Origin of the sequence: Thermospira aquatica, from assembly GCF_023525255.1 — a bacterium.
Lineage (GTDB): Bacteria > Spirochaetota > Brevinematia > Brevinematales > Thermospiraceae > Thermospira > Thermospira aquatica.
In genome coordinates this window covers 1,624,048-1,647,161 of record NZ_CP073355.1, presented here as the reverse complement: position 1 = coordinate 1,647,161, position 23,114 = coordinate 1,624,048, and the positions used below count along the sequence as shown (strand labels likewise).

Here is a 23,114-nt window from a genome sequence, read left to right as displayed (position 1 = left end):
TACCACTCCTAATAACTAAAATAAAGTAATATGAAGGTGATGCCTATAAAGTAACATATTTCTAAGCGACCCATCATTATTTACCCACTGAAGCTGTTGTGGATATGAAGACTTATCATATTCAATTAAAGAAACTCCTATAGGAGATAGATACATATTGTTCACATCTTGCCAAGTGTTAGGATAGTTATAAGATTTACCTGGAATCTTACTTTTCAACCACCACGGATCCAGCGTCTGACTCACTCTTGGGTCATTTATAAAAGCGTTGTAGATTTCATTTCTGAGAGCTCTTGCAGCTGCCGATGGTTCACCGTTTACATTATTAAACCTTACTGTTAAATTACCCCTTGTTACAGCTACAATATCTATCCCTCTTCCCGACCCATGAGAGCTTGTAGCGCTATTCCTCCACAAACTCGATACCTCTACAGCATCCAGATTTAACGCTTGTGAATTCTCCTCAAGCACAAGCAATGCCTTCGAGGATAGATTCTCTATCGCTCGATTAATCGGCGTATTACCAGTCCAGTTGTTAACATTAGCTGCTACAGGAGCTCTAAAATTTCTCCTCGACATCCTTATCTCAATTCCATCTACATTAGATACATAATAATTGTCTTCTATCCTGTAATCCATTAATTGCTCTTTATATAAAATCCCTATCTGGTTGTTTATATCATTCAATCGATTTGTCAATTCTGTTAATCTCTGGGAAGAACTTAACATCCCACCATAACCTCGCTCATAAACATTTGAATTTAACTCATTGTTTATCTCATCACTTATACTTTCCCTCTCTCGTTTTAACCCATCTATCCGATATTGCCTCTCCACTCTCTTATTCCACTGCCATACCTCATAGCTATCTTCAAATTGTCTCCTCGCCGGTCGATCCATAGTTGGAGCATACATTGCGGCATTTCTCATCCGCTCATACTCAGCTATCTGTTCTTCCGTAAGTGAATTAGTGCCATAGCCCGCATAAGCTTCGCTATTTTTTGTCCAGATGTTGTTTAGTTCTTCCTCAAGCTTCTTCATCTGCTCATTTTCTATAGCCTGCGTGTTCTCCGCCATAGCCTGTGTTTGCTGTGCTGGTGTCTCGCTTCTATATGGCTTCCCCGGTTGACTGAATAAATTGCTTACATTCATTGCAAGATAGCTTATCCCACTCCCTATCGCATTCAATACACTTCCTACTCCTTCCCCTATCTCTCTAAAGTTATCCATCGTGTTCCGCCAGGTATTGAATCCATTCCATCCTATGTTCCCCTGCTTGTCCATCGTAAACCCAAACCCGCCAAATTCACGGAAGTCAGCACGTTTTTTATTTCCTGTTCCTGCAGATGTATTATACACCTAGTTGGGAATTTTCTCAATAGGCATTTCTCACAATTTTTGGTTTTTGGGGAGGGGGAGAGGTGCTATTAGCCTGTTGCAGTGTGCCTCTCATGGGGGATATTACCTTGTTGCAGTATCCCCCTCAAAACTGCAACATGGAAAGAGCCCTCCTCTCCACCACCGATACCCCCAACAAGTCTCTACCCTTCACCATCCTTCCAACCCGGCCGGGCTGGCAGACTTATCTCCCCAAACTCTTCCTCATACCTCTTCACTCTCTCCATAAGCTTTTGCCTCTAAAACTCCAAGGTCAATTATCTGATATTTCTTTTTAAAAACTCGCTGGGATTTTTAACAAACTTAAAAGCATCAGATTTTTTTAAATCCCTTAATAACATTTTCAGATTAGGTTTTATAATACTACCATCCTCCTTTATAATAACCGCATTGTTACATTTAATAAATCGTAGTAGGTTTTCGATTTCTTCCTTTGATGTTCCCCTTAAATCAATTCTGATGGATATTTCTTGGATTTGCTCATTATTGTAGAATATCTCAATGCAAGTTTTCTCTAAGCTCCCATACTGGACAATATCATTACCATTGTGTCAAGAAAATTGTGTCTAGTCATAGGATAACCTCGCTGTGAATATTTTCTTTGGTGTATGAGTGTTGCTCACGATAGAGTTGAAAGTAATACTCCCAATTTTTTAACTTTCTTTTTAAGAACTTCTCATTTTGGTATCTTAATAACAGGTAAAGATATTTCTCAGCTGAAGCCTCGCTTTGACACATTTCCATTGTTTTTAATCTCCTTTTAAGTTCTTTAAAGAGTCTTTCCAGGGCATTGTTTGTATACACCATGCTTCGTATTCCTTCAGGTAATTCCATGTAAGTGAATATATTCTCTCTTATTGTCAAGAGGTTATTCATTAAGTTGGGATAGATATTTTTCCATTTTTGTGTAAATTTCATAAACAATTGTTCTGCCTCCTGTTTGTCTTTGGCATGAAATACCTCTTTTATTTCAGTGGCAATGATATTTCTGTGTTGAACTCTCACTTTAGCCAGTATGTTTCTCATGACATGGACTACACAGGGCTGATACTTTGCGTGGGGATATATCTCTGTTATGACGTTTTCATACCACTTAAGCCATCAGAGACAATAAAATGAATCTGTTTGACACCTCTTTCTCTTATATCAGCAAAATTTCCCGCCAGTTATAAGCACTTTCCATGCCTCCTGGCAGGTAGTATCCTAAAATCTCCCGTCTTCCCTCAGGTGTAATGCCTATAGCTACATATATTGATTCATTTTCTACCCTATCTCTCTTGATAGGAAACACCATAGCATCCAGAAATACCACGGCATATTCTTCCATGAGGGGCGACTACGCCACTTCTGAATCTCTTCTATGCCTACCTGGCTTATCCTTGAGATGTTAGCATAAGAAATCTTTATTTCATAAAGCTCTTTTAAAACTTCTGCTATCTTCCTTGTTGACATTCCTGATATCAACATAGCCCTGATTAATGCATCTAAGTCTTCTGTGATGCGTTTGCGATAGGGAAGAAGGGCACTTTTAAATCCATTATCCCTTGTTCTTGGAACACGTATGGCTGTAAGCTCGCCAAAAGCTGTCTTTAAATCCCTTTCGTAAAAGCCATTGCCTTTTGTGGGAGGATTGTTTTCCAGGTAAATCTCTCTTTCCTCTTTTAACATACTCTCTAATACTTCCCCCGTTGCGTCAAATAAAAAAGTACTCGAAATTCGAATCATTGCCTCATAAAAAAAAGTACTCAAAAATTCCATACAGTTTCCTCCAAATTTTTGTTTTTTACATTCTTTTCTTTTGAAGGCTGAAAAGTTTTCTCTGGCAAGCCGTAATTTTTTGTCTTAGGTGAAACAAATCGAGAGCCTTATAAAGCCTTGTTAGGCGTTCCTTTTGTGCCTCACTTACATAAGAGCTTTCTAAAAGCCGCTGGTAGGGAGTTTTAATATCATCATGCTTCTTTTGCACCTTGCTTCCGATTCTCTTTTTCTCTGTCATTTTCATAACCGGTTGAAAAAAGTTGGCATAAAGCCTGAGATACGCATAGAGTCGGTTCAAGTAGTAGACTTCTTCCTCGGTATCGTAGCGGAAGAATCCAACATTCTGGCGGACTATGGAATAGTTTTCTGCTCAACGTAGCAGTTATCATTGGAACAGGAGCTTCTCCCCTTGTAAATTTTATCTGGTTCTTCTCACACCAATCGCAGAGGATGATTAATAAATTCAACGCGGTATCAGAATCAATTCCCCGTAAATCAAAAGGAAGTCTTCCTTTGACTTTTCTATGGCTTCTCTTACCCATTTTGAAGCTTTGTTTTGATTGCCACAAGTTCTGTCCAACCGCTCCAAACATCCACCATATTTAATGTTTGAGCAAAATCTCCCCTATTTCCTCCCTCATGGGCTACCAGATCAATCTCCATGAACCCAGGGCAATTTTCATCCCACTCTGCCCACGTGCGTATAGCTATTTGTTGCTTTAATAGCGTTCCAGGTTTTGTGCCTTTTCGTCCTTTTATCTCAAGCTTTTTACGCTCATGTTTCAAAAGTCGGTCAATACTTGAAGCACTTATATGGCGCAAGTTCTCTATGGCCTGTGGAGAACCGTGGAGATGTCCGTTTGCTAAGAGATTATCTAAAACTTCATTTAAAATTGGCTTTAAACGTTTGCCACACATGTAGTTTTCAATTTCCCAGACCTTTTTTAGAAGTTTTAGTTCCTCTTCGCCGAATTTTTTCTTTCTGCCAGGTCTTTTGCCCTTTTTGGCTATATCGGCTTTAAGGTAATTTTTTTTGCCTACATATATGGTTTTTCCGTGCTGCCTCAAGAGCCTGGCGGCATAGTTTCGGTTTTTTAAACCTGTTATCCTCACAAAGTAATCCAGTATCTCCTTTTTCTCCTTTTTGCTGGCTTTTTGATATTGTTTTGCCGTTTCCCTGTAAATAGGTCTCCTTTCAAACATCGCTAATTCCACCTTTTACCTCCAGTTCTTTGAACTGGATTATTTTACACAAATTTAAAGTACTTTTTTATTTTGAAGCAACGTTCCCTTTTCGAGTACTTTTATTATGAAGCAATTCGCTTCCTTGACAATTGGTTTGAATAGCTCTAAAATATTCTTCGTCTCAATCATATCTGGCCTCCTGTGATAGTTTTATTTATATTATCACAGGAGGTTATCTTTTTCCTACCAGACACAATTAAGTATACACTGCCAATAGAAATCTTTGTAATCATTTTCTTTCTTATAAGTAATTGTAATACCAATGTCTTTTACTCTATTATTCATTTCCCAGGTTCTTACACTCTTACCATAGCCATTGAATATTCTGATTTTATCTATAGCAATTCCCTCCATAGAAACACCAATTACAATATATTCACCTACACCCATTCTTTCAACAACATCCAATACGTCCGAATCAACTCTCATATAACCATTTGTCCCACTTCCATCTCCATCTATTCCTTCAGCCCAACATGTATTAGTATTTCCATCAATGATATTATGCCATATATGGTCTATTGATAAATAAGAGGTTCCCCATACTGCATCTCTGTCAATCTTTATTATGTTATCAGTGAACGCCATATTAGTTTCTAGAAGTAATAATACCGCAATTGTCATTATAATACCAAGATATTTCATACATACCTCCTATTGAGAAATTAAATAATAGTAACCTTTTCTTCCAATTGATTTTGAAAAATCCCAGTCCGTACCTATTATTTTTCCCTGTTGATTCTTTATTAAAACTGGTGTTCCAAACATCTTAATCATTTCAGTATAATCTTTATAATAAATTACCTGACATCCTTCACTCGTATTCCACGATGTTGTATCATTGGCATGAATTAATATCCCTTCAGCATAGCCAGGATTTCCTCTTTCCGGATGCGCTGGATTTACCCCCACCGTAGGCGTATGGTCCGTAATCCTAAACGCAAGATATTTCATTCCCGTGTCTTGCAACATTCTTTCCTTTCCATCCCTCATCCTTATAAAAGTTTCTAACCTATATTTACCCGGCTTTAATGTCGCATAATGCTTCCTACCATCATATCCTATCGCATTCTTATGATTTGTTATATAATTCGTCGAATCTACACTCGCTCTATTAAACTCCTTTATTATTATCCTATCCCCATCCCTCATCAATATCGTAATCCTGTCATTCAGGGGATCTTTATTCATATTACCGGGAGTACGTTCATTCCCTCCTACCGTAAAATTACTCCCTAGCCCTTCTTCCCCTATTATAATATAATCTCCTGAATTCTTCAAAACATTCTCTAACTTATCTCCATACGACTCTAGCATAAGTTTATAATGAGCTAACTGATTTTCCCCATCTTGAGATACCTTCCCCTCTCCATCATAAACCTTATTGGTAGCAAGATCAACACTATATGTTACTATATACTTACCCTCATTCCTCATCCTTTCGGCATATTCTTCTTGTATTTGTAAGTCTAATTGCCTCTCCACTCCCTCATTCCACTGCCACACTTCATAGCTATCTTCAAATTGTCTCCTATCCACTTCACTCATAGTTGGAGCATACATCGAGGCATTTTTCATCCATTCATCCTCAGCTATCTCTTCCTTCGTAGGTGAAGTAGTGCCATAGCCCGCATAAGCTTTGCTATTTTCTGCCCAGATGTTGTTTAGTTCTTTTTCAAGCTTCTTCCTCTGCTCATTCTCTATGGCCTCTGTGTTCTCCATCATTGCCTGTGCCTGCTGCTCTGGCGTCTCGCTTCCATACGGCTGCGCTGGATGGGTGAATAGATTTGAACCATGCCCTTCTTCCCCAACGATAAGAGAAAATAAATTATCTACATTTTTACAAGCCTGATACAATTAAAACCATACTCAATAAAACCGTACTCAATGGTAATAAAATCCCATATATTATGTAACCAATTATTGAAAAAATTCTTATCTCCCTCCTTTTTCGTATTACTATTATTATTAAAGTTATTCCTACTATAACTTGAATCAGTAAAACACCCAGAGTTATAAAACCCTCGACAAGAAAATTCCCGATATAAGAATCATAGAATACCCTATGCGAAATTATTAAAAGAAAAGAAAGTAGAGGACTAACAATACTTAATGCCTTTGCAAAATCCGGTAATTTCTCTTTTCTTTCTTTTATTGCAAATACAAAACATGCTAGTTGTATTAATAAATATGGAAAAATTTCTCTAATAGCCCACCAGATTTTCCAAATACTTCTCAAGAATTTTGAATCCTCCACAATATAATCCCTACCTATCTTCCAGAATTCATACCACTTCTTCCTTGGCTTTTCTTTATATTTAATTGGCTCCCCTATCCAGTGTCCCTGAGTTATGGGAGAACCATATCTTATTTTATCCTCAACCTCATCTAAGTTAACTATTTTATATCTTTTTCCCTTATAGTATAACTGGATTTCACTAATGCAAGTTTTCCTATGAATAACTCCAGAAGAGTAGACTTCGATAAACATAAGTCTTAAATTTCTTCTTGGTACTATTTCATTTGTAATATTCGTAATATATATATTAGTAAACTTAAACTCATCATTAAATAAAATTCCAAAATCTAAATAGTTCTTTGCCCTAGCATATTCATCTTGATTAAATAAGGATACACCTAGCTCTTTAATTCGATAATTATGATAAAAAGATTCTTTACTTTTCCCCCACCCATTAAATATTCTAATCTCATCAATTAAGATTGGCTTTTCAAAAATAATATAAATGTACAATTCTGTATCCTTAACAGCAAAAGCCGTTTTGATGTTATTATCAAACATATAACTCAGTCTATGGTTTTCATCGAGTGCTGGAACTTCCGAATTCGGATCATCTGGATTAAAAGGTATATCTTCATTTTCAAAACTTATATATTTTACTTTTACTTCATACCCTAAGTTGGTTGAACTTAAAGTATAAGCCAAACGATTATAAGCCAGGATAATAAATAAAAAAGTTAAAATTATCCTCATATTTACTACCTCCTATATTTTTTCCATATCTAAAATATACACCATCTTTCCCATAATTATATTGGCCCGGAACTCTATCATAGAATAAATCAATAAAGTACTGGTAATCTACCGCATATATCGTCTGACAACCGTGACTCCAGTTCCACGCTGTCCCCCCTGGATGAAACAATACCGCACCAATCTTGTCTTTTGGGTTTTCTTTAACTCTTTTTCTATATTCATTATTGTTATCAAGTTCTCTTAAAGTCTTTATATCCCCATCACCATCACTATTATAGTTATCATAAAGTTGTAAGGCATAATAACCATGTACAGTTTTAGTACCATCATAGTAAGACTTGTCACCTCGAAAAACATAATCAAACCCATAAATTCCTACACCTAACTCTCCCCAGTATTGAGTACTGTTTGTTTCCATCCTTTTACCAGAGCTGTCTACATAAGAATTGGTTGGATTCATGTTACCACGAGTAAACTCTCCAAATACTATCTTTCCATCTCGCGTTCTGGAAAGCACACTAAACTTATCATCATATGTATCAAAACTATTTGATAACGGCTTGAAATTGCTTCCTTGACCCTCATCACCAAGTATGACTGCTCCTTTCGCATTTAGCCAGCCTCGTAAAGTCTTTACATCTTCTGGTTTCATTTTTCCAGAATTCACATAAACCTGTTGCATTGCTAATATTTTATCATTCATATCACCAAGCTTCCTTACAGTTTGTTTAAATTCTCTATTGTCAGAAGAAGTTAAAAGATACCACCATCTTCCAATACCACTTTCTACAATATCCATAGCTTTATTAAATTGCTCTTCACTCATATTCGTCAAAGTTACCCCTTCTGTAGGTTTTTCGATACTTAATTTACTTACATTCTTTTCTTTTAATTCATTTAATTTGAGCTGGGTTAATTTCCGTTTTGTTTGCTCGATGGCCTGTTGTCTTTTCCTCTTACACTTCTCTCCAATCTCTTTGCTTAACTCTCTCTCCTCCTCCGTAGGTCCTCCCATTTGAGCAAACACCTCTATATTGTCCTTACTAAGGTTAATAAGTTCGTCTATGTGTAAGAGATTTTCTCTATCCTTCAACTGTGGATTTAGCTCAAGCAATTCTTCTACCGTCATTCCCTCCTCTTCGGCTATCTTCGATAGTGTATCGCCCTTCTTTACAACCCTCGTCCCCTTTAGCCTCTTCTTCTTCTCATTCCCTGGAAGCGCTATGTCCTTCTCAGCCTGTCTTTGCTCCTCCGGCGTCTTGCTTTCCTCCCGCTGTGCTGAAGGCGTGAATATATTCCCTACACTCATAGCAAGATAAGTCACACCACTCACCATAGCATTCACTCCCTGCCCTATGGTTTTAAAGTCCTCCATCGTGTTATTCCACGTCTTCGCTATATTCCAGCTTATATTCCCTGTATTATCTATACTCCAGCCAAACCCTCCAAACTCTCCTGCTCCACTGTGTAATTCCATACCAGTAGATAATATCCTTAAACCTACCGCTCCACTCATCGACCTTTCTCCTTCCTTCCAATTTCTCGTCAGTATCGTAAGGTCTATCCCTCCAGCAAGGTCAAACACATTCTGTCCTGCATATTTATCCTGTAATTCTTTCCCAAATACTCCCTGCTGGTATAAGTTATACTTATATATATCCATACCTTTACTTAGCGCATATGCAAGCAGGCTTTCCTTCTGCTTTGCTCCATAGCCTGTATAGTTACCTTCAAACACAAAGCTTAATCCACTCTTTAGCGTTCCTATCCCTAAATCCATCCATGCTTCCGTTACCTCTCCTTCATTTGTAAGTCCCCAGTATAACCTTCCACTCTCGTCCATCTTCCATCCTTTGTTGATGAATGATACAGTAGAATTTATAGCCCAGTTCATCCCTATCCCTTGCGCAGCTTCCCAGGTCGTCGCCGTGCTCGGATTATACCCACTATTAACACCCGCAAGCACCATACTCCTATAGTGGATACCCCCACGTTGCAAGCTGTACACTGTCCATACGCCAATCAAGCCCACCCTCATTAACCTTAAGCCCACTTACGGCAAGATTCCCCAGTCCCTGTATCCCTGCCCCTGCAACAGCTTCCACTGCTCCTGCAACAGCTCCCCCCATTCCACTTATCATTCCTTGAACAGCTCCCCCAAGGGCTCCTGTTCCCGACGAAATCCCAGAGGCAAATATGTTTACCCCCATCTGCCCACCGCCCTTATAATATGGCACCTACAACATCTCTAAGTAATGTACTGACTGGCTTTGGCTGAATCCTGAGTCTTTCCATTTCCTTTAAGCAATTCATACCCCATCCTTACTAATCCTATTGTTCCTACTGTCATCTGCCCCTGTGGTGTAGATAAGATTAAAAACTTTCCTACAGTTTTTCCTACCCTTGCCCAATCTACCCCCTTCGCCTCCTCTTCTGTCATTACCTTGCCATTCTTCAACACAAGCGTTTCGCCAACCTTAAGGCTCTTCGCTATCTGTTCATCACTCATCCCTTTATAATGCCCCGTCCTCTTTAAAGCCTCTATCACCTTCTCAGGGCTCACACCAAGCACCTTCGCTATCCCTACTACACTATTTTCCTCCCTTCTCGGGGGTATTTGCCCATTTCTCCACCTCCACAATCGTCATCTTCCCATCTTTCGTAACCTTCAAACTCCTCCCGCTCATATCCAAAGAATCCGCATCCCCACTGAGTGCAAATGTCCCACCAGCTAAAACCACCTCTCCTGCTACGAAGAAATTGTGTGGTCATCTCTCTCTTTGTGCTTTATTTACCCCTCACTCTTTCTCCTCCACTTTTATTATCTTTACACCCTCTTTCTTCATATACTCAATAAAACCATTGACAAATTTACTAAAACTCCTCCATTTGTCTTCCTCTTCTTTAATTAGTTCCCCTCGTTTGTACTTGAAAAAGCTTTTCCAGGGAAAGTAATATAACCTAAAAATTAACTCCACTTTCTCTTTTTTCTTTTCATTTCTTTTGAATATTGCTGAAAATAGATTCCTATAGTTTCTTCCAGCAACTTGATAATTCATCCAGCCATTGTTCACCTCATAATGATACACGAAACTGTACCTAGCTCGAAATCTTAGGATATCTGTTCCCCTCCATTTGTATTCATCACTTGCATATTCTAACTTTTCAATTCTCATAGGATACACCATCCCATAGATATTAACCTTCTCTCTCTTTTCATATTCCCTTATATAATTGCTAATACATCCAATAACCTTATCCACTTCAGAAAAAACATAAACAATATAATAACTTCTTACTGCTACCACTTCCTCTCCCTTGGGATATCTATCTTGTCCAAGAAGAGAATTTTGAAACGCAACAAACATAAAAATAATCAAAAAGACTCTTATTCCTACTTCCATTTCCATACCTCCTTCCAACTCGCTTTATACCAGAAACGTTTAGCTATTCCTAATTCTTCTAAAAACTGGCTAAGACCATCATCTAACCTGAAAGTATAATTTCCTACCGGCAGGTCAGTATACACAGTGGGATCCTCACGATACGATTTGAAAATATACTCATCTTCCACAATCCACTCTAACTCTACTGTGTTTTTATCGAGAACTCTCACATTTACATATAGCGGAAATATATTATTCATGAACTTTAACCTTGGATTCGCCGTTTGTTCTGAAGCAAGATACCCCTCTCTTTTAAAATTACCCAACTTATTCACATCTCTCCCTTTCATAGGAAAGAGCAAATTCTTTGAACTCCAACTCTTCCTGTCTAATACTCCATCTTGCAGATCTTTCAATATGAACTGTTTCATTCTTGACATCGCATCTTGAACAATAACAGAATTCTTGTAAGGCTCAGGAGAAATAAGATAGGGTGGGGTCCCCTCTAACCCCTTCGCCTTCTCACCTTTTAAGTAATTCAAAAGTAAATCTCCTGCTTCAGGATACCCTAATCCAAACTTTCCCCCAATAGCCAGTAGCGTATAAAAGAGCTTTAACTCATTTTTTTCCTGTTCAGTAAAGTTTTCAATCTTACCTTCTTTAGCCCATTTTTGCCATTTTTCAACTTTAGGACAATAATACTCAAAAAACATCTTTGCCAATTTCTCCGTATTCTTTTTGCCCAAGAGATCCGAAAGGGATAAACTTCTCCCATCATCAGTTATTCCAACTAATTCTTTATCCCCACTCAGAGCAAAATACGCCCCCGCTAAAGCAACATCTTCATACTTGCTCCCACCAACACCAAGCCCAAAATTCGCCTGTAGGAGCGCAAGTGTCATCGTGCTCTGTTCATATGCCATCCTCTCCAGCGTTATATCGTCCGCTTCAAGACCATTCGCAGCAAGCCACTCGTGCTGGTCAAGGTGCAATCCTTCGTGCATCGTCGTCGCTGTATAATACGCAAGCTTCGCTCTTAAATCGGCATCGCCCTCTGCTAATTTCGCTTCCTACTGTAAAAGAAGAGGCTAGTTTTTCAGTACTATAGTATCACTTTTTATTCCTCTTCCTCCTACTTATAAACAAATCGTATCATAGATATAGCTGTATGATTGGTTATACCAGGATAAATATCCTTTATAACTAAACGACCAGCCATTCTTTCTCCCAAATATTCTTTGCTGTCTTCTATATTGATTCTTATTCTTTGCCATGCAAGCTCATCTCTTAACTCTGCAATAACTACATATATCAATCTAATCTCGTCTTCCAACACATAGCTGTCCTCATACTGATTCCTAGCATAACGAAAAGGAATATGATATAACTCTAATCTTATCCTTTTAGGCCTGTTATATACTTTATATGTTTTCTTACTCTTTGCCCACCCCGGTAATATATCTATCGCATATGGTAAACGATCTTTCCGCTTTATATCATAACCAGTCAAGTGATAGATACGACACCACAGATAGTGAGTCAAACCATCATCACGACTTATCCAGGCTGTTGCTGGATCCTCATCAGCTAACTCCATTATCTCTTTTCCATGAGTGATCTCCCAGGAATTGTATGCATCAACCAAGGGGCTACTGGCAGAAACTATGCATATAGCCATTCGCATAATTCCATCCAAAAACTCCTCTTTGGGTTTCGTATTAGGCTCACTTTCGCTTACTATTTTTGTTTCTATTATCTTAAGTTCATCTACCTTAAGCTTACTCTCCCCACAGGTTGTAAGATTTAATATTATCATTATCCCTAATATAAACCTTCTCTTCATCTTACCTTTCCCTCCTTTCTGAACTTACTTTCCAAAAAACCACTTTTTCCACAATTGACGAGAAAAATTATCAGCTATATCCATATTTGGCCTCAGTAAAAGCAATGCCCCTCTTCCTACCCCATGCTCATATACCTTATCCCATGGCAGAAAATAGTACGAGGTAAATTCTCGAGTAAACTCATTTATCTTATCATTCCGCCTGTACAAATTATCCTCTATATTGTTATATTTGAAATTACCATAGTTCTGCATTGCATACTTAATATACCCTCCGTATGGATCAACTATTATTAAGCCATTCGTTGTTATCTCCTTGATATATATAACATGCCCTAATCTATTCGTTGTATTATTATCTTCATAAATAGCGTTGAATCTTCCTCCCGCTATGACTTGATCACCAGGCTTCATTCTCTTTCTCAAATCGAAGTAAAATTTTTTTACATCATCAACGGTTGGCTTCCCCTTGTTTTTACCACCCCAATTATGCAAAGCTTCCATTCCATCCTTATACCACCACTGGGCGCAGCCATTTGTATAGACTTTATAATCCACAGGCGGCTCAATACTTCCACTCGCTAGAGCAAGTTCAAAAAGAGTTGAATACCATGTCCTTCCATCTACCCCATACTTAATTTTCAAATATGAACTCATCTCTCTCCTTCTCTCCTCAAGTTCATCCTCTATTTGTCTTTCACCCTCATTGAAGAACCAAACCGGATCATTTATGCTTACTACCTTCCTTAAGTCCTTATTATTCGGCATACTCACAAGTGCTATCGTTAATGCTGTAAGATTACACATTCCATCAGCAATCCTCTTTCCGTTTTCCCCTACTTACATTATTCCTCTGATTCCTTATATCAACCCCAACTCTTTAATCAATCCATCATTTCCACTTTCCCAGTTAAACAAGCTTAAATCCCCTGTCTCAGTCGCATAGGCAATTAAATTTGCAACCTTCGAATACTCACTGCTTCCATCATATACATCTACTCCCAAAATTCCTTGCTGATTATCCAGTACCATTTTCTGTATCCCCGTAGCTCCAAGCTCCCTCGCATACGCTGTCATCCTATCCTTCCCTACAAGACCAGAATCAATCAATACACCTTCCCTCACTACTGTAGAAGTATAAAATAGAAGACCTTCTGCTGTATTCTCAGTAATTGCTTTCTTATTTAGATGTATGGTATCTTCCCCAGCCTCTCCATAATGCCCTTCCTCTTCAAGGTCAAATAATAAACTTTTCTTCCCATTAATGATATCCATAGAAGTCTTCATACCAAAATCATCCCCACTTAAATATCCCATATTTACATAACTTATCCTCGATAAGCCCTCGTCTCCTCCGTGAACATTCTTATACTGAAAACCTACATAGTTTAAACTACCTATCGCATCCACAAGGTTAACAAGCCCAATACCTCCGCTCGTGTCATTCACTATCTGCCCATCGTGCGTAAATGCCATCCCTACATCACTCGCAAGGCTTATCCTGAAATTTCCTCCCCACGCATAATGCACTGCTTCTCCCGCTATACTCCCTATAGTGTTAGCAAAGTTATCAAGCTTGTCTCCATAGAAAAGATAAACCTCCTTCCCAAGAGCTTTGCTCGACTTCTTGTCTAAGAATACAAAACTCCCATTGGTGTATGTCCCTCCAAGGGCACTACCTATCATACCTGTTGTAAACCCACTAACAAAACCTATCATCCCACTTTCAAGAATACTCTTGCCAATAAAACTAGCCCAGTCATCCCTCAGTTTGCCAGCTTTAAAGTCATACACCTTCGCCCCAACCATAAAAGAGCTCTCTACTACGCCCTCTGTCATCCTCTGCACACCCATCTCTATACCTACAGTAAACCAGTTGTTCCCGCCAAATATATTCCCAGCCCAGCTACCAGCCCAGCTGCCTACCATCCTACCAACACCAAGGTCGGTATTAATATAGGCTGCAGTCATGCTAGCAAGGGTGGTAGTCTAACCCTCCTCCCTCAAGGGGGACTGAAGCTAGTCCCCCTTGAAACCCCCACTCCGCCCCTTGCGCGGTTTCTTTTACCAATTTTTTTCTTGCACCCTACAAGCTGGAGGTTTTTCTTTTAGCTTTGTTTTTTCTTCTACCGTCACGGCGAATACATCCTTGTATTAGCCGTGACCTACCCTACATCCTGTGGCTCGGAATTTGTTTTACCGCACCTTTTTTCTTCCACCCAGCTCATGGCTAGTTCTCTGAGAGTTCTTCCCTCTCTCACGGAAGCACCGCAAGCAAGGGGCGGAAACCATAAGTAAGTCTCCTCCTTAATAAAAAGTGAAAGCCACATCTGGTATAAACTCATTAGAAAAAGGACCTCCTACAGAAGCAAAACAACCTATCGTATTCCTTAACGATTGTCTTTCTGACTCCCTCTGAGCCTCAGGAATATTTGTCTCCATAAGTTCTTTATAGTATCCACGATCAAATCCATCATCAAAATAGCTTCTAACAATCTCACCTTCTAAAAGTATAAAGTTTGATGGACTTAAAAACTTTATACTAAGTATATGACGCCCATCAGCCTTGTAAAAACTTATCATGTTCTCCTCTGGAAATACACGATAGCTCTCCCACACTATCCCACCATATTGAAAGTCATGAATGCAGAGCTCCGGATCATTAGGGAGAACATAATTAAAGTGTATCCACTTCTGATTAAAATATTTGGGATCTTCTTTACCACGAATCCAAATACTGTAAAATATACCTGTCCTTGGATCCTCATAATCCCCACCAACAGTGATTCCTTTATTCATACCTCTCACAAATCTTTCTACCGAGCTTATACTTCCACTATTAGTCATAACATCATTATCAGAGAAATTCGTCGTACTTTTAGATACCTCACCACCCTTCTGAAAACGAGCTGTACACCCGTTCCAACAACCACTTATACCTATGACTGATATCACTACAAAAATTAAATATATCCTATTCATAAACTAACCTCCCATTGTGTTTAATACCAAAAGTAATTCACAATATAATCTTCCCTGTCACAAATATCATCCCACTTCCCCCAAGGATTATGGTCATAGAGCCTAAGCGTGCCACCAACATACATCCCGAGCATGAAATGGGTATCACCCTCATTACTTTTCCTCTGAACCATAAAAAACCGAGGAGAAGCATCATACAACCTACGAAGATTGGCAAAAATAGCTTGAGAGGAATCTAATATGTCCTTATATCCTTTCAGTGCATTACGAGTATCTCGAATTTTTTTAAGAATATCGCTCTGACGAGAATTTTCATAATCGCCCATTAAAGTATTTAACCGATTGCTCAGCTCTTGCATGCGTGCCTTCACCTTCTCAAGTGACCACCCGCCACTAAACTCAAGAGAAAGATTCGTGCTCTTCCCTATCATATCCGCACGGACATACCAATACATGTGATGCTTTACACCATCATCCTCTATATCCATAACTCCGTATAATTTCGCCCGCTGTATGCCACCATTAAGCTCATTTATCTTCATGTTATCACTCCACCCATGAGCCCATACATACACAGGAGCACCACTTCTCCTATTGTAGCTTCCACTATTAAAGTAGGAAAGAGACATATTCTCTAGCTTACTATAGCCCACAAGCCCCTTGTTAAACATCTCTACAAAATAGTCCTCAAAGGCAAACTCGGTGGGATCTAATATGCCATTTGCACCAGCAAGAGTATAGTTCGCTATCATGCAACAGGCTTGTTTTGCTATACCTACAGCTGCAACATCCCTAAAATCATAGATATACTTTAGCCCATTGAGATAGTTGAGAAGCTTCGTTCTTTCTAACATATCTTTTGAATCACCATCTTTGTAATAGTTTGTTGCTAGCCTATCCCTTATCGCTACAAAGTTGCTGTTATTTTCTTTGGTATTACCACCCTTGAGTACATCCTTAAGAAGCCGGTCAAGAAGCACACGATCCCCATCATTCGTTATCCTCGCCCTTAGGTTTTCTATCACCTCCCCAAACTTACCCTTATTCTCTATATCAGAAATTGTCAAGTTTCACCACGTTGTATCAAATTATCGAGTTTTGCCCGAAATACATCCGGTGTCTCTTTAAACAACTCAGGCTTTATTTTATACCATTCTCTTACAGCTTCAATCGGTGTTTTTACTTTCAGTTCTCTCACTAATCCTGAATGCCTTTTTCTTAGTATATAGTAAATCAGAAAATTTGTCAAGTCATCGAATTGCTTCATAATAAAAGTACTCGAAAAGGGAACGTTGCTTCAAAATAAAAAAGTACTTTAAATTTGTGTAAAATAATCCAGTTCATGGCTCGACAAGCTCGCCAACCGTGGCTCGACAAGCTCGCCAACCGTGGCTCGACAGGCTCGCCAACCGGAATTGGGTTGGCGATGTTTGAAAGGAGACCTATTTACAGGTAAACGGCGAAATGATATGCTGAGCTTGTCGAAGCAGAGTATCAAAAAGCCAGCAAAAAGGAAAAAATGGAGATACTGGATTATTTTGTGAGGATAACAGGCCTAAAAAATCGAAACTATGCCGCCAGGCTCTTGAGGCAGCACGGAAAAACCATCTATGTAGGCAAGAAAAATTACCTTAAAGCCGACATAGCCAAGAAGGGCAAAAGACCTGGCAGAAAGAAAAAATTCGGCGAAGAGGAACTAAAACTTCTAAAAAAGGTCTGGGAAATTGAAAACTACATGTGTGGCAAACGCTTAAAGCCGATTCTCAATGAAGTTTTAGATAATCTCTTAGCAAACGGGCATCTCCACGGTTCTCCACAGGCTATAGAAAACTTGCGCCATATAAGTGCCTCAAGTATTGACCGACTTTTGAAACATGAGCGTAAAAAGCTTGAGATAAAAGGACGAAAAGGCACAAAACCTGGAACGCTATTAAAGCAACAAATAGCTATACGCACGTGGGCAGAGTGGGATGAAAATTGCCCTGGGTTCATGGAGATTGATCTGGTAGCCCATGAGGGAGGAAATAGCCGGGGAGATTTTGCTCAAACATTAAATATGGTGGATGTTTGGAGCGGTTGGACAGAACTTGTGGCAATCAAAAACAAAGCTTCAAAATGGGTAAGAGAAGCCATAGAAAAAGTCCAAAGAAGACTTCCTTTTGATTTACGGGGAATTGATTCTGATACCGGTGCTGAATTTATTAATCATCCTCTACGCGATTGGTGTGAGAAGAACCAGATAAAATTTACAAGGGGGAGAAGCTCCCGTTCCAATGATAACTGCTACGTTGAGCAGAAAAACTATTCCATAGTCCGCCAGAATGTTGGATACTTCCGCTACGATACCGAGGAAGAAGTCTACTACTTGAACCGACTCTATGCGTATCTCAGGCTTTATGCCAACTTTTTTCAACCGGTTATGAAAATGACAGAGAAAAAGAGAATCGGAAGCAAGGTGCAAAAGAAGCATGATGATATTAAAACTCCCTACCAGCGGCTTTTAGAAAGCTCTTATGTAAGTGTGGAACAAAAGGAACGCCTAACAAGGCTTTATAAGGCTCTCGATTTGTTTCACCTAAGACAAAAAATTACAGCTTGCCAGAGAAAACTTTTCAGCCTTCAAAAGAAAAAGAATGTAAAAAACAAAAATTTGGAGGAAACTGTATGGAATTTTTGAGTACTTTTTTTTATGAGGCAATGATTCGAATTTCGAGTACTTTTTTATTTGACGCAACGGGGTCATCGAATTGCTTCATAATAAAAGTACTCGAAAAGGGAACGTTGCTTCAAAATAAAAAAGTACTTTAAATTTGTGTAAAATAATCCAGTTCATGGCTCGACAAGCTCGCCAACCGTGGCTCGACAAGCTCGCCAACCGTGGCTCGACAGGCTCGCCAACCGGAATTGGGGTGGCGATGTTTGAAAGGAGACCTATTTACAGGGAAACGGCAAAACAATATCAAAAAGCCAGCAAAAAGGAGAAAAAGGAGATACTGGATTACTTTGTGAGGATAACAGGCCTAAAAAATCGAAACTATGCCGCCAGGCTCTTGAGGCAGCACGGAAAAACCATATATGTAGGCAAAAAAAATTACCTTAAAGCCGATATAGCCAAAAAGGGCAAAAGACCTGGCAGAAAGAAAAAATTCGGCGAAGAGGAACTAAAACTTCTAAAAAAGGTCTGGGAAATTGAAAACTACATGTGTGGCAAACGCTTAAAGCCGATTCTCAATGAAGTTTTAGATAATCTCTTAGCAAACGGACATTTCCAGGGTTTTCAACAGGCCATAGAGAACTTACGCCATATAAGTGCTTCAAGTATTGACCGACTTTTGGAACATGAGCGTAAAAGCTTGAGATAAAAAGGACGAAAGGCACAAAACCTGGGGCGCTATTAAAGCAACAAATAGCTATACGCACGTGGGCAGAGTGGGATGAAAATTGCCCTGGGTTCATGGAGATTGATCTGGTAGCCCATGAGGAGGAAATGGCAGGAGACTTTGCTCAAACATTAAATATGGTGGATGTTTGGAGCGGTTGGACAGAACTTGTGGCAATCAAAAACAAGGCTTCAAAATGGGTAAGAAAGCCATGAAAAAAGTCAAAGGAAGACTTCCTTTTGAGTTACGGGGAATTGATTCTGATACGGTGCTGAATTTATTAATCATCTAACGATTGGTGTGAAGCACCAGATAAAATTCAAGGGGAAGAAGCGTTCAATGATAACTGCTACGTCGAGCAGAAAAACTATTCCATAGTCCGCCAGAATGTTGGATACTTCCGCTACGATACCGAGGAAGAAGTCTACTACTTGAACCGACTCTATGCGTATCTCAGGCTTTATGCCAACTTTTTCAACGGTTGAAAATGACAGAGAAAAAGAGAATCGGAAGCAAGGTGCAAAGAAGCATGATGATATTAAAACTCCCTACCAACGGCTTTTAAAAGCTCTTATGTAAGTGAGGCACAAAAGAGGAGCCTAACAAGGCTTTATAAGGCTCTCGATTTGTTTCACCTAAGAAAAAATTACGGCTTGCCAGAGAAAACTTTTCAGCCTTCAAAAGAAAAAGAATGTAAAAAACAAAAATTTGGAGGAAACTGTATGGAATTTTTGAGTACTTTTTTTTATGAGGCAATGATTCGAATTTCGAGTACTTTTTTATTTGACGCAACGGGATTTTTCTTTAGAATCTCCCAAACAGAACTTCCTCTATCTTTCAAGCACTCATGCTAAAAAATCATCCCGTAGCCATCTTTTAAAAAACTCTTTTTGAAAGCTCTGCCACCCTCTGCTAACCGCCCAGAACCTCTAACAAAAAAGGTGAGTACCGTCTTCACGATACTCACCTTGAGTGCCAATTTCTTAAGCTTTTATCACTCCCCAGAGAGTTTTTGAGAATAATCCACCCTTCTTAAAAACCTCTGGGAGAAGATTCACTTTCTCACCTCAAAAGAGCTTTTCCTCCTCTCACCAGACCATCCTACCTTTCTCCTTTGGGGTTTGTACAAGCCTCCTTTGCTACCATTACTTTTTCCTGGCTTCATTCTGAAGAAGCCAACTTCTGTAAGAAGTTTTACTACCTGCTGTCCTCTAAACACATATACACCCTCAGGATGAACAGCCAGAGACTGAACATTTGTTCCCCCATCATACGTCCACAACACCTTCCCATCAGAAGAATACGCCTGCAGTTTACCCTTTTCATCAAGGATATAGAGGGTTTTGGGCTCAACCTGGAAAGACAGTATATTTGCTGGTGCCGTAAAGTTTCGCTCTATCGCTCCGGAGAACATATCTATTACCTGAACCTGATTCTTGTTTACAACATACAGCTTTCTCCCAACCGACAATGGTTTAATTGTAAACTTTACACCCGGCAGTGCTTTCTCCCAGAGCACCTGACCACTCACAGCATCAAAACCGATTAATTTGTTGGGAACAGCAATGACAGCTACTTTCTTTGCCTTGGCATCAAAACCATACACGGGTAATGTCACACGTTCAGAGAGTTCTGTCTTCCAAAGCATCTGATTATTTGCGGTATCATATCCCACAACAAGACCATTCTCCTGAGCATATACCATGAGCTTCTCATCAACCATAAAAGGTGTTGCGTAAACTGTAGAAGCTGACTCAACTGTCTGGACAATTTCTCCTTTCTCCATCGAGAGGAAAAGTATCTTATTCAGTACCGTTACTACGACAAGATTCTTTTTTGCTATACCCATACCTGCCCATGCGGGAGTCTTGGCAAACTTTTTCGACCATTTGAGGTTCCCCTCAAAGTCATATGCGTAAATAGTACCATCATCATCTCTTGTGAAAATCCCAGAAGGATGTGCTACCATAGAAAAGTCGTAAGAGCTTCCTGTTCCCGCAGTAAAGCTTTTCACTACCTCTCCTTCGAGATTCACTATTACGATACGATTGTCAACCACAAAGACAAACCTGTCATTTTCGGGTTTGCCACGTTTTACCAGCGTAACAAATGGAGACACTGGTGTGCTAAAGGGTTTCTCCCAGAGTATATCACCCGGTTTTACCGTACGCTCCCCCGGTTGCTCTTGAACCTCAAGTTTCTTATCAAGCGTTTCTCCAGACTCCTCTCCTGCCGCTGAAATTGTTTGTGTTATTTCTTTTGGCTTCAATACTCCATAAATATTCGTTGCTCCTGTAATCACAAGATCCTGTGTGAACATTTCATACCCTTCTTTTTCGAAAGTCACCGTATAGGTGGTATCGACCTCCATTACCTTCGCAAGGGGTGTTATCCCTATCTTCTGTCCATTGAGAACAACTTCTGCACCCTCTATATCCGTCGAGAACATTACTCGAGCCCATTTTTTCCCTACAGGTGTTTGATTCTGCACCGTTCCCAAAATCTGTTTAGCCTCTTCCGTTATCTCTCTCTTTTGTACAACCACGGCGACAAGTGAAGATGTCTCAGCTTTCTGTGAAGATAGAGATTGGGGAGCTATGTCCGCCACAATATTGGTCACAACAGCTTGTTTTACTTCTTCAACTTTCTCCACAGTGATAGGCCCCTCGGAGGATGCTTGTGCCTCTACGACTTCAGCCACTTTTTTGTTCACCGTATCGACCGTAGCCTTAGGAAGGAGAACCTCTTCGTTTGCTTCTACTACCACTGGCTTAGCCACAACCTCTTGCAGTGCCTCATACGCCTTCTCGTCTATTTTAGCATCGGCTTTTGCTTGATCAAGAGCCGCCACCTTTGGAGCAAACTCCACCTTTCCTTCAACCACGGCTACCTTGGTATCCCCTTCTTCGGAAACATTTACCATAAAAACAGTGCCTCGAACAGCAGCTACAGCCGTTGAACTCTCTACCTCAAAAACCTCGCCCTCTTTGAGTTTCTTGGGCTTGAGCCCGAGGGTACCCTTTTCCACGTGCATACGAGCCTGGAGAGTATCATTCTGATTCACCAGCTTGCTCACCAGCATTTCTGTATTCGCTTCAAGTCGATAGACCCCCTTTTCTACAATCTGAAGTTCACATGCCGAACCTTCTCCTGTTTTAAGGGTATCCCCCATCTCCACAATATCCTCAACCATCACCTCACGCCAGCTATCCGAGCCCATTTTACGAACCTTGACATCGCCAATAGTCATGGTTACCAGGATAGCTTCCCCCTTATCAAGTTTTTGAAACTTCTGATACTCAAAGAGCCACCCCATTCCAAAAACACCTCCCACCACCATAAGCACCACCACTGCCAGCGCTATTACCCAGCGAAACGAAGAGTTTGTCATATATACCTCCTTTTGCTCTTTTATCAGGACATACCTCCGCCACACCGATGCGGCATCTCCCTGCCAGTCACAAAACCTCGAATCATAGAGGAGTCTTTCCAGAGAAGAAAAATCTGTCTCTTGTTTCATGAACTCATCCTTCCTTCCCATACTTCTTTAACATCTCCATCCCCTGTTTCAGACGGTTATGTACCTGCCTCAGCGAAATATGAAGCACCTGCGCAATCTCATGAAAACTCATCTCTCCATACACCCGTAGGATAATCACCATCCGAATTTTCTCTGGAGTCCTATTTATAATACGCTGAAGCTCATCCTGAAAATGCAACTTTTCCAAAAAATTTTTATCGTCATCCTTTTCAAGAGTTTCTGCAATCTCATCAATATCCTGATACCCATGTCGTTTTTTTTCACGAAACTTATCTAAAATAACACGAAACACAATTCGCATAAACCAGGCAGAAAAGTTTTGATTCGTACGAAACTGGTCCCCATGCAACAGAAGCTTCAAAAAGGCATCCTGAGCAGCATCTTCAGCATCATACTTTTCCAATCCATAAAAACGGCCAAGATTATATGCCCGCTGATAATAACGACGATACAATTCCTCAAAATACAAACGGATAGAATCATCTGTGGGACGAGATTTTTGAAGTGATTGAATCTGCCGCATAATATCTTCGTCAGAAAGATTCTCATAAGGCATTACACAACCCCTTATCGACTTATCGACATT

The 23,114-nt window shown here is 39.7% G+C and carries 21 protein-coding genes and 2 pseudogenes; 4 read left to right on the top strand and 19 right to left on the bottom strand.

Translation table 11 applies throughout. The features are described from left to right. Nucleotides 1–15: 15 nt before the first annotated feature. The 17 genes and pseudogenes from KDW03_RS07960 to KDW03_RS07865 all read right to left on the bottom strand — a co-directional run bounded on the left by KDW03_RS07960 (nt 16) and on the right by KDW03_RS07865 (nt 16,674). Nucleotides 16–1,230 (bottom strand): hypothetical protein, encoded by a 1,215-nt coding sequence (locus tag KDW03_RS07960; protein WP_271434551.1) that lies wholly within the window; start codon nt 1,228–1,230, stop codon nt 16–18. Nucleotides 1,231–1,968: 738 nt separating this feature from the next. After that, a pseudogene (locus KDW03_RS12545) lies at nt 1,969–3,156 on the bottom strand (IS256 family transposase). A gap of 25 nt (nt 3,157–3,181) precedes the next feature. Next, nucleotides 3,182–4,359, bottom strand: a pseudogene (locus KDW03_RS12400) (hypothetical protein). Between the two features lie 225 nt (nt 4,360–4,584). Next, the gene (locus KDW03_RS07930; RefSeq protein ID WP_271434546.1) at nt 4,585–5,046 is read right to left on the bottom strand and encodes a hypothetical protein; all 462 of its coding nucleotides are present in this window, start codon (nt 5,044–5,046) and stop codon (nt 4,585–4,587) included. A gap of 9 nt (nt 5,047–5,055) precedes the next feature. Next, on the bottom strand, nt 5,056–6,258 hold the full coding sequence (locus tag KDW03_RS07925) for a hypothetical protein (protein ID WP_271434545.1): 1,203 nt from the start codon (nt 6,256–6,258) through the stop codon (nt 5,056–5,058). After that, nucleotides 6,242–7,393 (bottom strand): NADase-type glycan-binding domain-containing protein, encoded by a 1,152-nt coding sequence (locus KDW03_RS07920; RefSeq protein ID WP_271434544.1) that lies wholly within the window; start codon nt 7,391–7,393, stop codon nt 6,242–6,244. Before KDW03_RS07920 ends, KDW03_RS07925 begins: the two co-directional genes overlap by 17 nt. Continuing rightward, on the bottom strand, nt 7,350–9,365 hold the full coding sequence (locus KDW03_RS07915) for a LysM peptidoglycan-binding domain-containing protein (protein ID WP_271434543.1): 2,016 nt from the start codon (nt 9,363–9,365) through the stop codon (nt 7,350–7,352). The genes KDW03_RS07920 and KDW03_RS07915 overlap by 44 nt, the downstream gene beginning before the upstream one ends. 4 nt (nt 9,366–9,369) lie before the next feature. Continuing rightward, on the bottom strand, nt 9,370–9,606 hold the full coding sequence (locus tag KDW03_RS07910) for a hypothetical protein (protein ID WP_271434542.1): 237 nt from the start codon (nt 9,604–9,606) through the stop codon (nt 9,370–9,372). Between the two features lie 38 nt (nt 9,607–9,644). Further along, nucleotides 9,645–9,968 (bottom strand): hypothetical protein, encoded by a 324-nt coding sequence (locus tag KDW03_RS07905; protein ID WP_271434541.1) that lies wholly within the window; start codon nt 9,966–9,968, stop codon nt 9,645–9,647. Between the two features lie 19 nt (nt 9,969–9,987). Then, nucleotides 9,988–10,137, bottom strand: a complete 150-nt coding sequence (locus KDW03_RS07900; protein WP_271434540.1) for a hypothetical protein — start codon at nt 10,135–10,137, stop codon at nt 9,988–9,990. A 57-nt stretch (nt 10,138–10,194) separates the two neighbouring features. After that, nucleotides 10,195–10,806, bottom strand: coding sequence for a hypothetical protein (locus tag KDW03_RS07895; RefSeq protein ID WP_271434539.1), 612 nt, complete (start codon nt 10,804–10,806; stop codon nt 10,195–10,197). Then, nucleotides 10,791–11,786, bottom strand: coding sequence for a hypothetical protein (locus KDW03_RS07890; protein ID WP_271434538.1), 996 nt, complete (start codon nt 11,784–11,786; stop codon nt 10,791–10,793). The genes KDW03_RS07895 and KDW03_RS07890 overlap by 16 nt, the downstream gene beginning before the upstream one ends. Before the next feature lie 128 nt (nt 11,787–11,914). Beyond that, nucleotides 11,915–12,625: a hypothetical protein gene (locus tag KDW03_RS07885; protein ID WP_271434537.1), complete on the bottom strand. Its 711-nt coding sequence runs from the start codon at nt 12,623–12,625 to the stop codon at nt 11,915–11,917. A 24-nt stretch (nt 12,626–12,649) separates the two neighbouring features. Next, nucleotides 12,650–13,432 carry a hypothetical protein gene (locus KDW03_RS07880; RefSeq protein ID WP_271434536.1) on the bottom strand — a complete coding sequence of 261 codons (783 nt, stop codon included), beginning with the start codon at nt 13,430–13,432 and terminating at the stop codon, nt 12,650–12,652. Between the two features lie 54 nt (nt 13,433–13,486). Continuing rightward, nucleotides 13,487–14,554, bottom strand: a complete 1,068-nt coding sequence (locus tag KDW03_RS07875; RefSeq protein ID WP_271434535.1) for a hypothetical protein — start codon at nt 14,552–14,554, stop codon at nt 13,487–13,489. Between the two features lie 378 nt (nt 14,555–14,932). After that, nucleotides 14,933–15,607 carry a hypothetical protein gene (locus tag KDW03_RS07870; RefSeq protein WP_271434534.1) on the bottom strand — a complete coding sequence of 225 codons (675 nt, stop codon included), beginning with the start codon at nt 15,605–15,607 and terminating at the stop codon, nt 14,933–14,935. Between the two features lie 20 nt (nt 15,608–15,627). Beyond that, on the bottom strand, nt 15,628–16,674 hold the full coding sequence (locus KDW03_RS07865) for a hypothetical protein (RefSeq protein WP_271434533.1): 1,047 nt from the start codon (nt 16,672–16,674) through the stop codon (nt 15,628–15,630). 452 nt (nt 16,675–17,126) lie between these two features. Between KDW03_RS07865 and KDW03_RS07860 the strand changes: the two genes are divergently transcribed. The 4 genes from KDW03_RS07860 (at nt 17,127) to KDW03_RS07845 (ending at nt 19,566) form a co-directional block, all read left to right on the top strand. Beyond that, entirely contained in the window at nt 17,127–18,284 is a 1,158-nt protein-coding gene (locus tag KDW03_RS07860; protein ID WP_271434532.1) for an integrase catalytic domain-containing protein, read from the top strand. Between the two features lie 154 nt (nt 18,285–18,438). Then, entirely contained in the window at nt 18,439–18,969 is a 531-nt protein-coding gene (locus KDW03_RS07855; protein ID WP_271434531.1) for a hypothetical protein, read from the top strand. Nucleotides 18,970–19,061: 92 nt separating this feature from the next. Further along, the gene (locus tag KDW03_RS07850) at nt 19,062–19,202 is read left to right on the top strand and encodes a hypothetical protein (RefSeq protein WP_271434530.1); all 141 of its coding nucleotides are present in this window, start codon (nt 19,062–19,064) and stop codon (nt 19,200–19,202) included. A gap of 229 nt (nt 19,203–19,431) precedes the next feature. Further along, nucleotides 19,432–19,566, top strand: a complete 135-nt coding sequence (locus KDW03_RS07845; protein WP_271434529.1) for a hypothetical protein — start codon at nt 19,432–19,434, stop codon at nt 19,564–19,566. Nucleotides 19,567–20,041: 475 nt separating this feature from the next. On the opposite strand, the gene KDW03_RS07840 is transcribed toward KDW03_RS07845, so the two are convergent. Further along, nucleotides 20,042–22,528 carry an outer membrane protein assembly factor BamB family protein gene (locus KDW03_RS07840; protein WP_271434528.1) on the bottom strand — a complete coding sequence of 829 codons (2,487 nt, stop codon included), beginning with the start codon at nt 22,526–22,528 and terminating at the stop codon, nt 20,042–20,044. Further along, complete coding sequence (locus KDW03_RS07835; protein ID WP_271434527.1) at nt 22,512–23,084, bottom strand: RNA polymerase sigma factor; 573 nt, start codon at nt 23,082–23,084, stop codon at nt 22,512–22,514. The genes KDW03_RS07840 and KDW03_RS07835 overlap by 17 nt, the downstream gene beginning before the upstream one ends. Between the last annotated feature and the right edge of the window lie 30 nt (nt 23,085–23,114).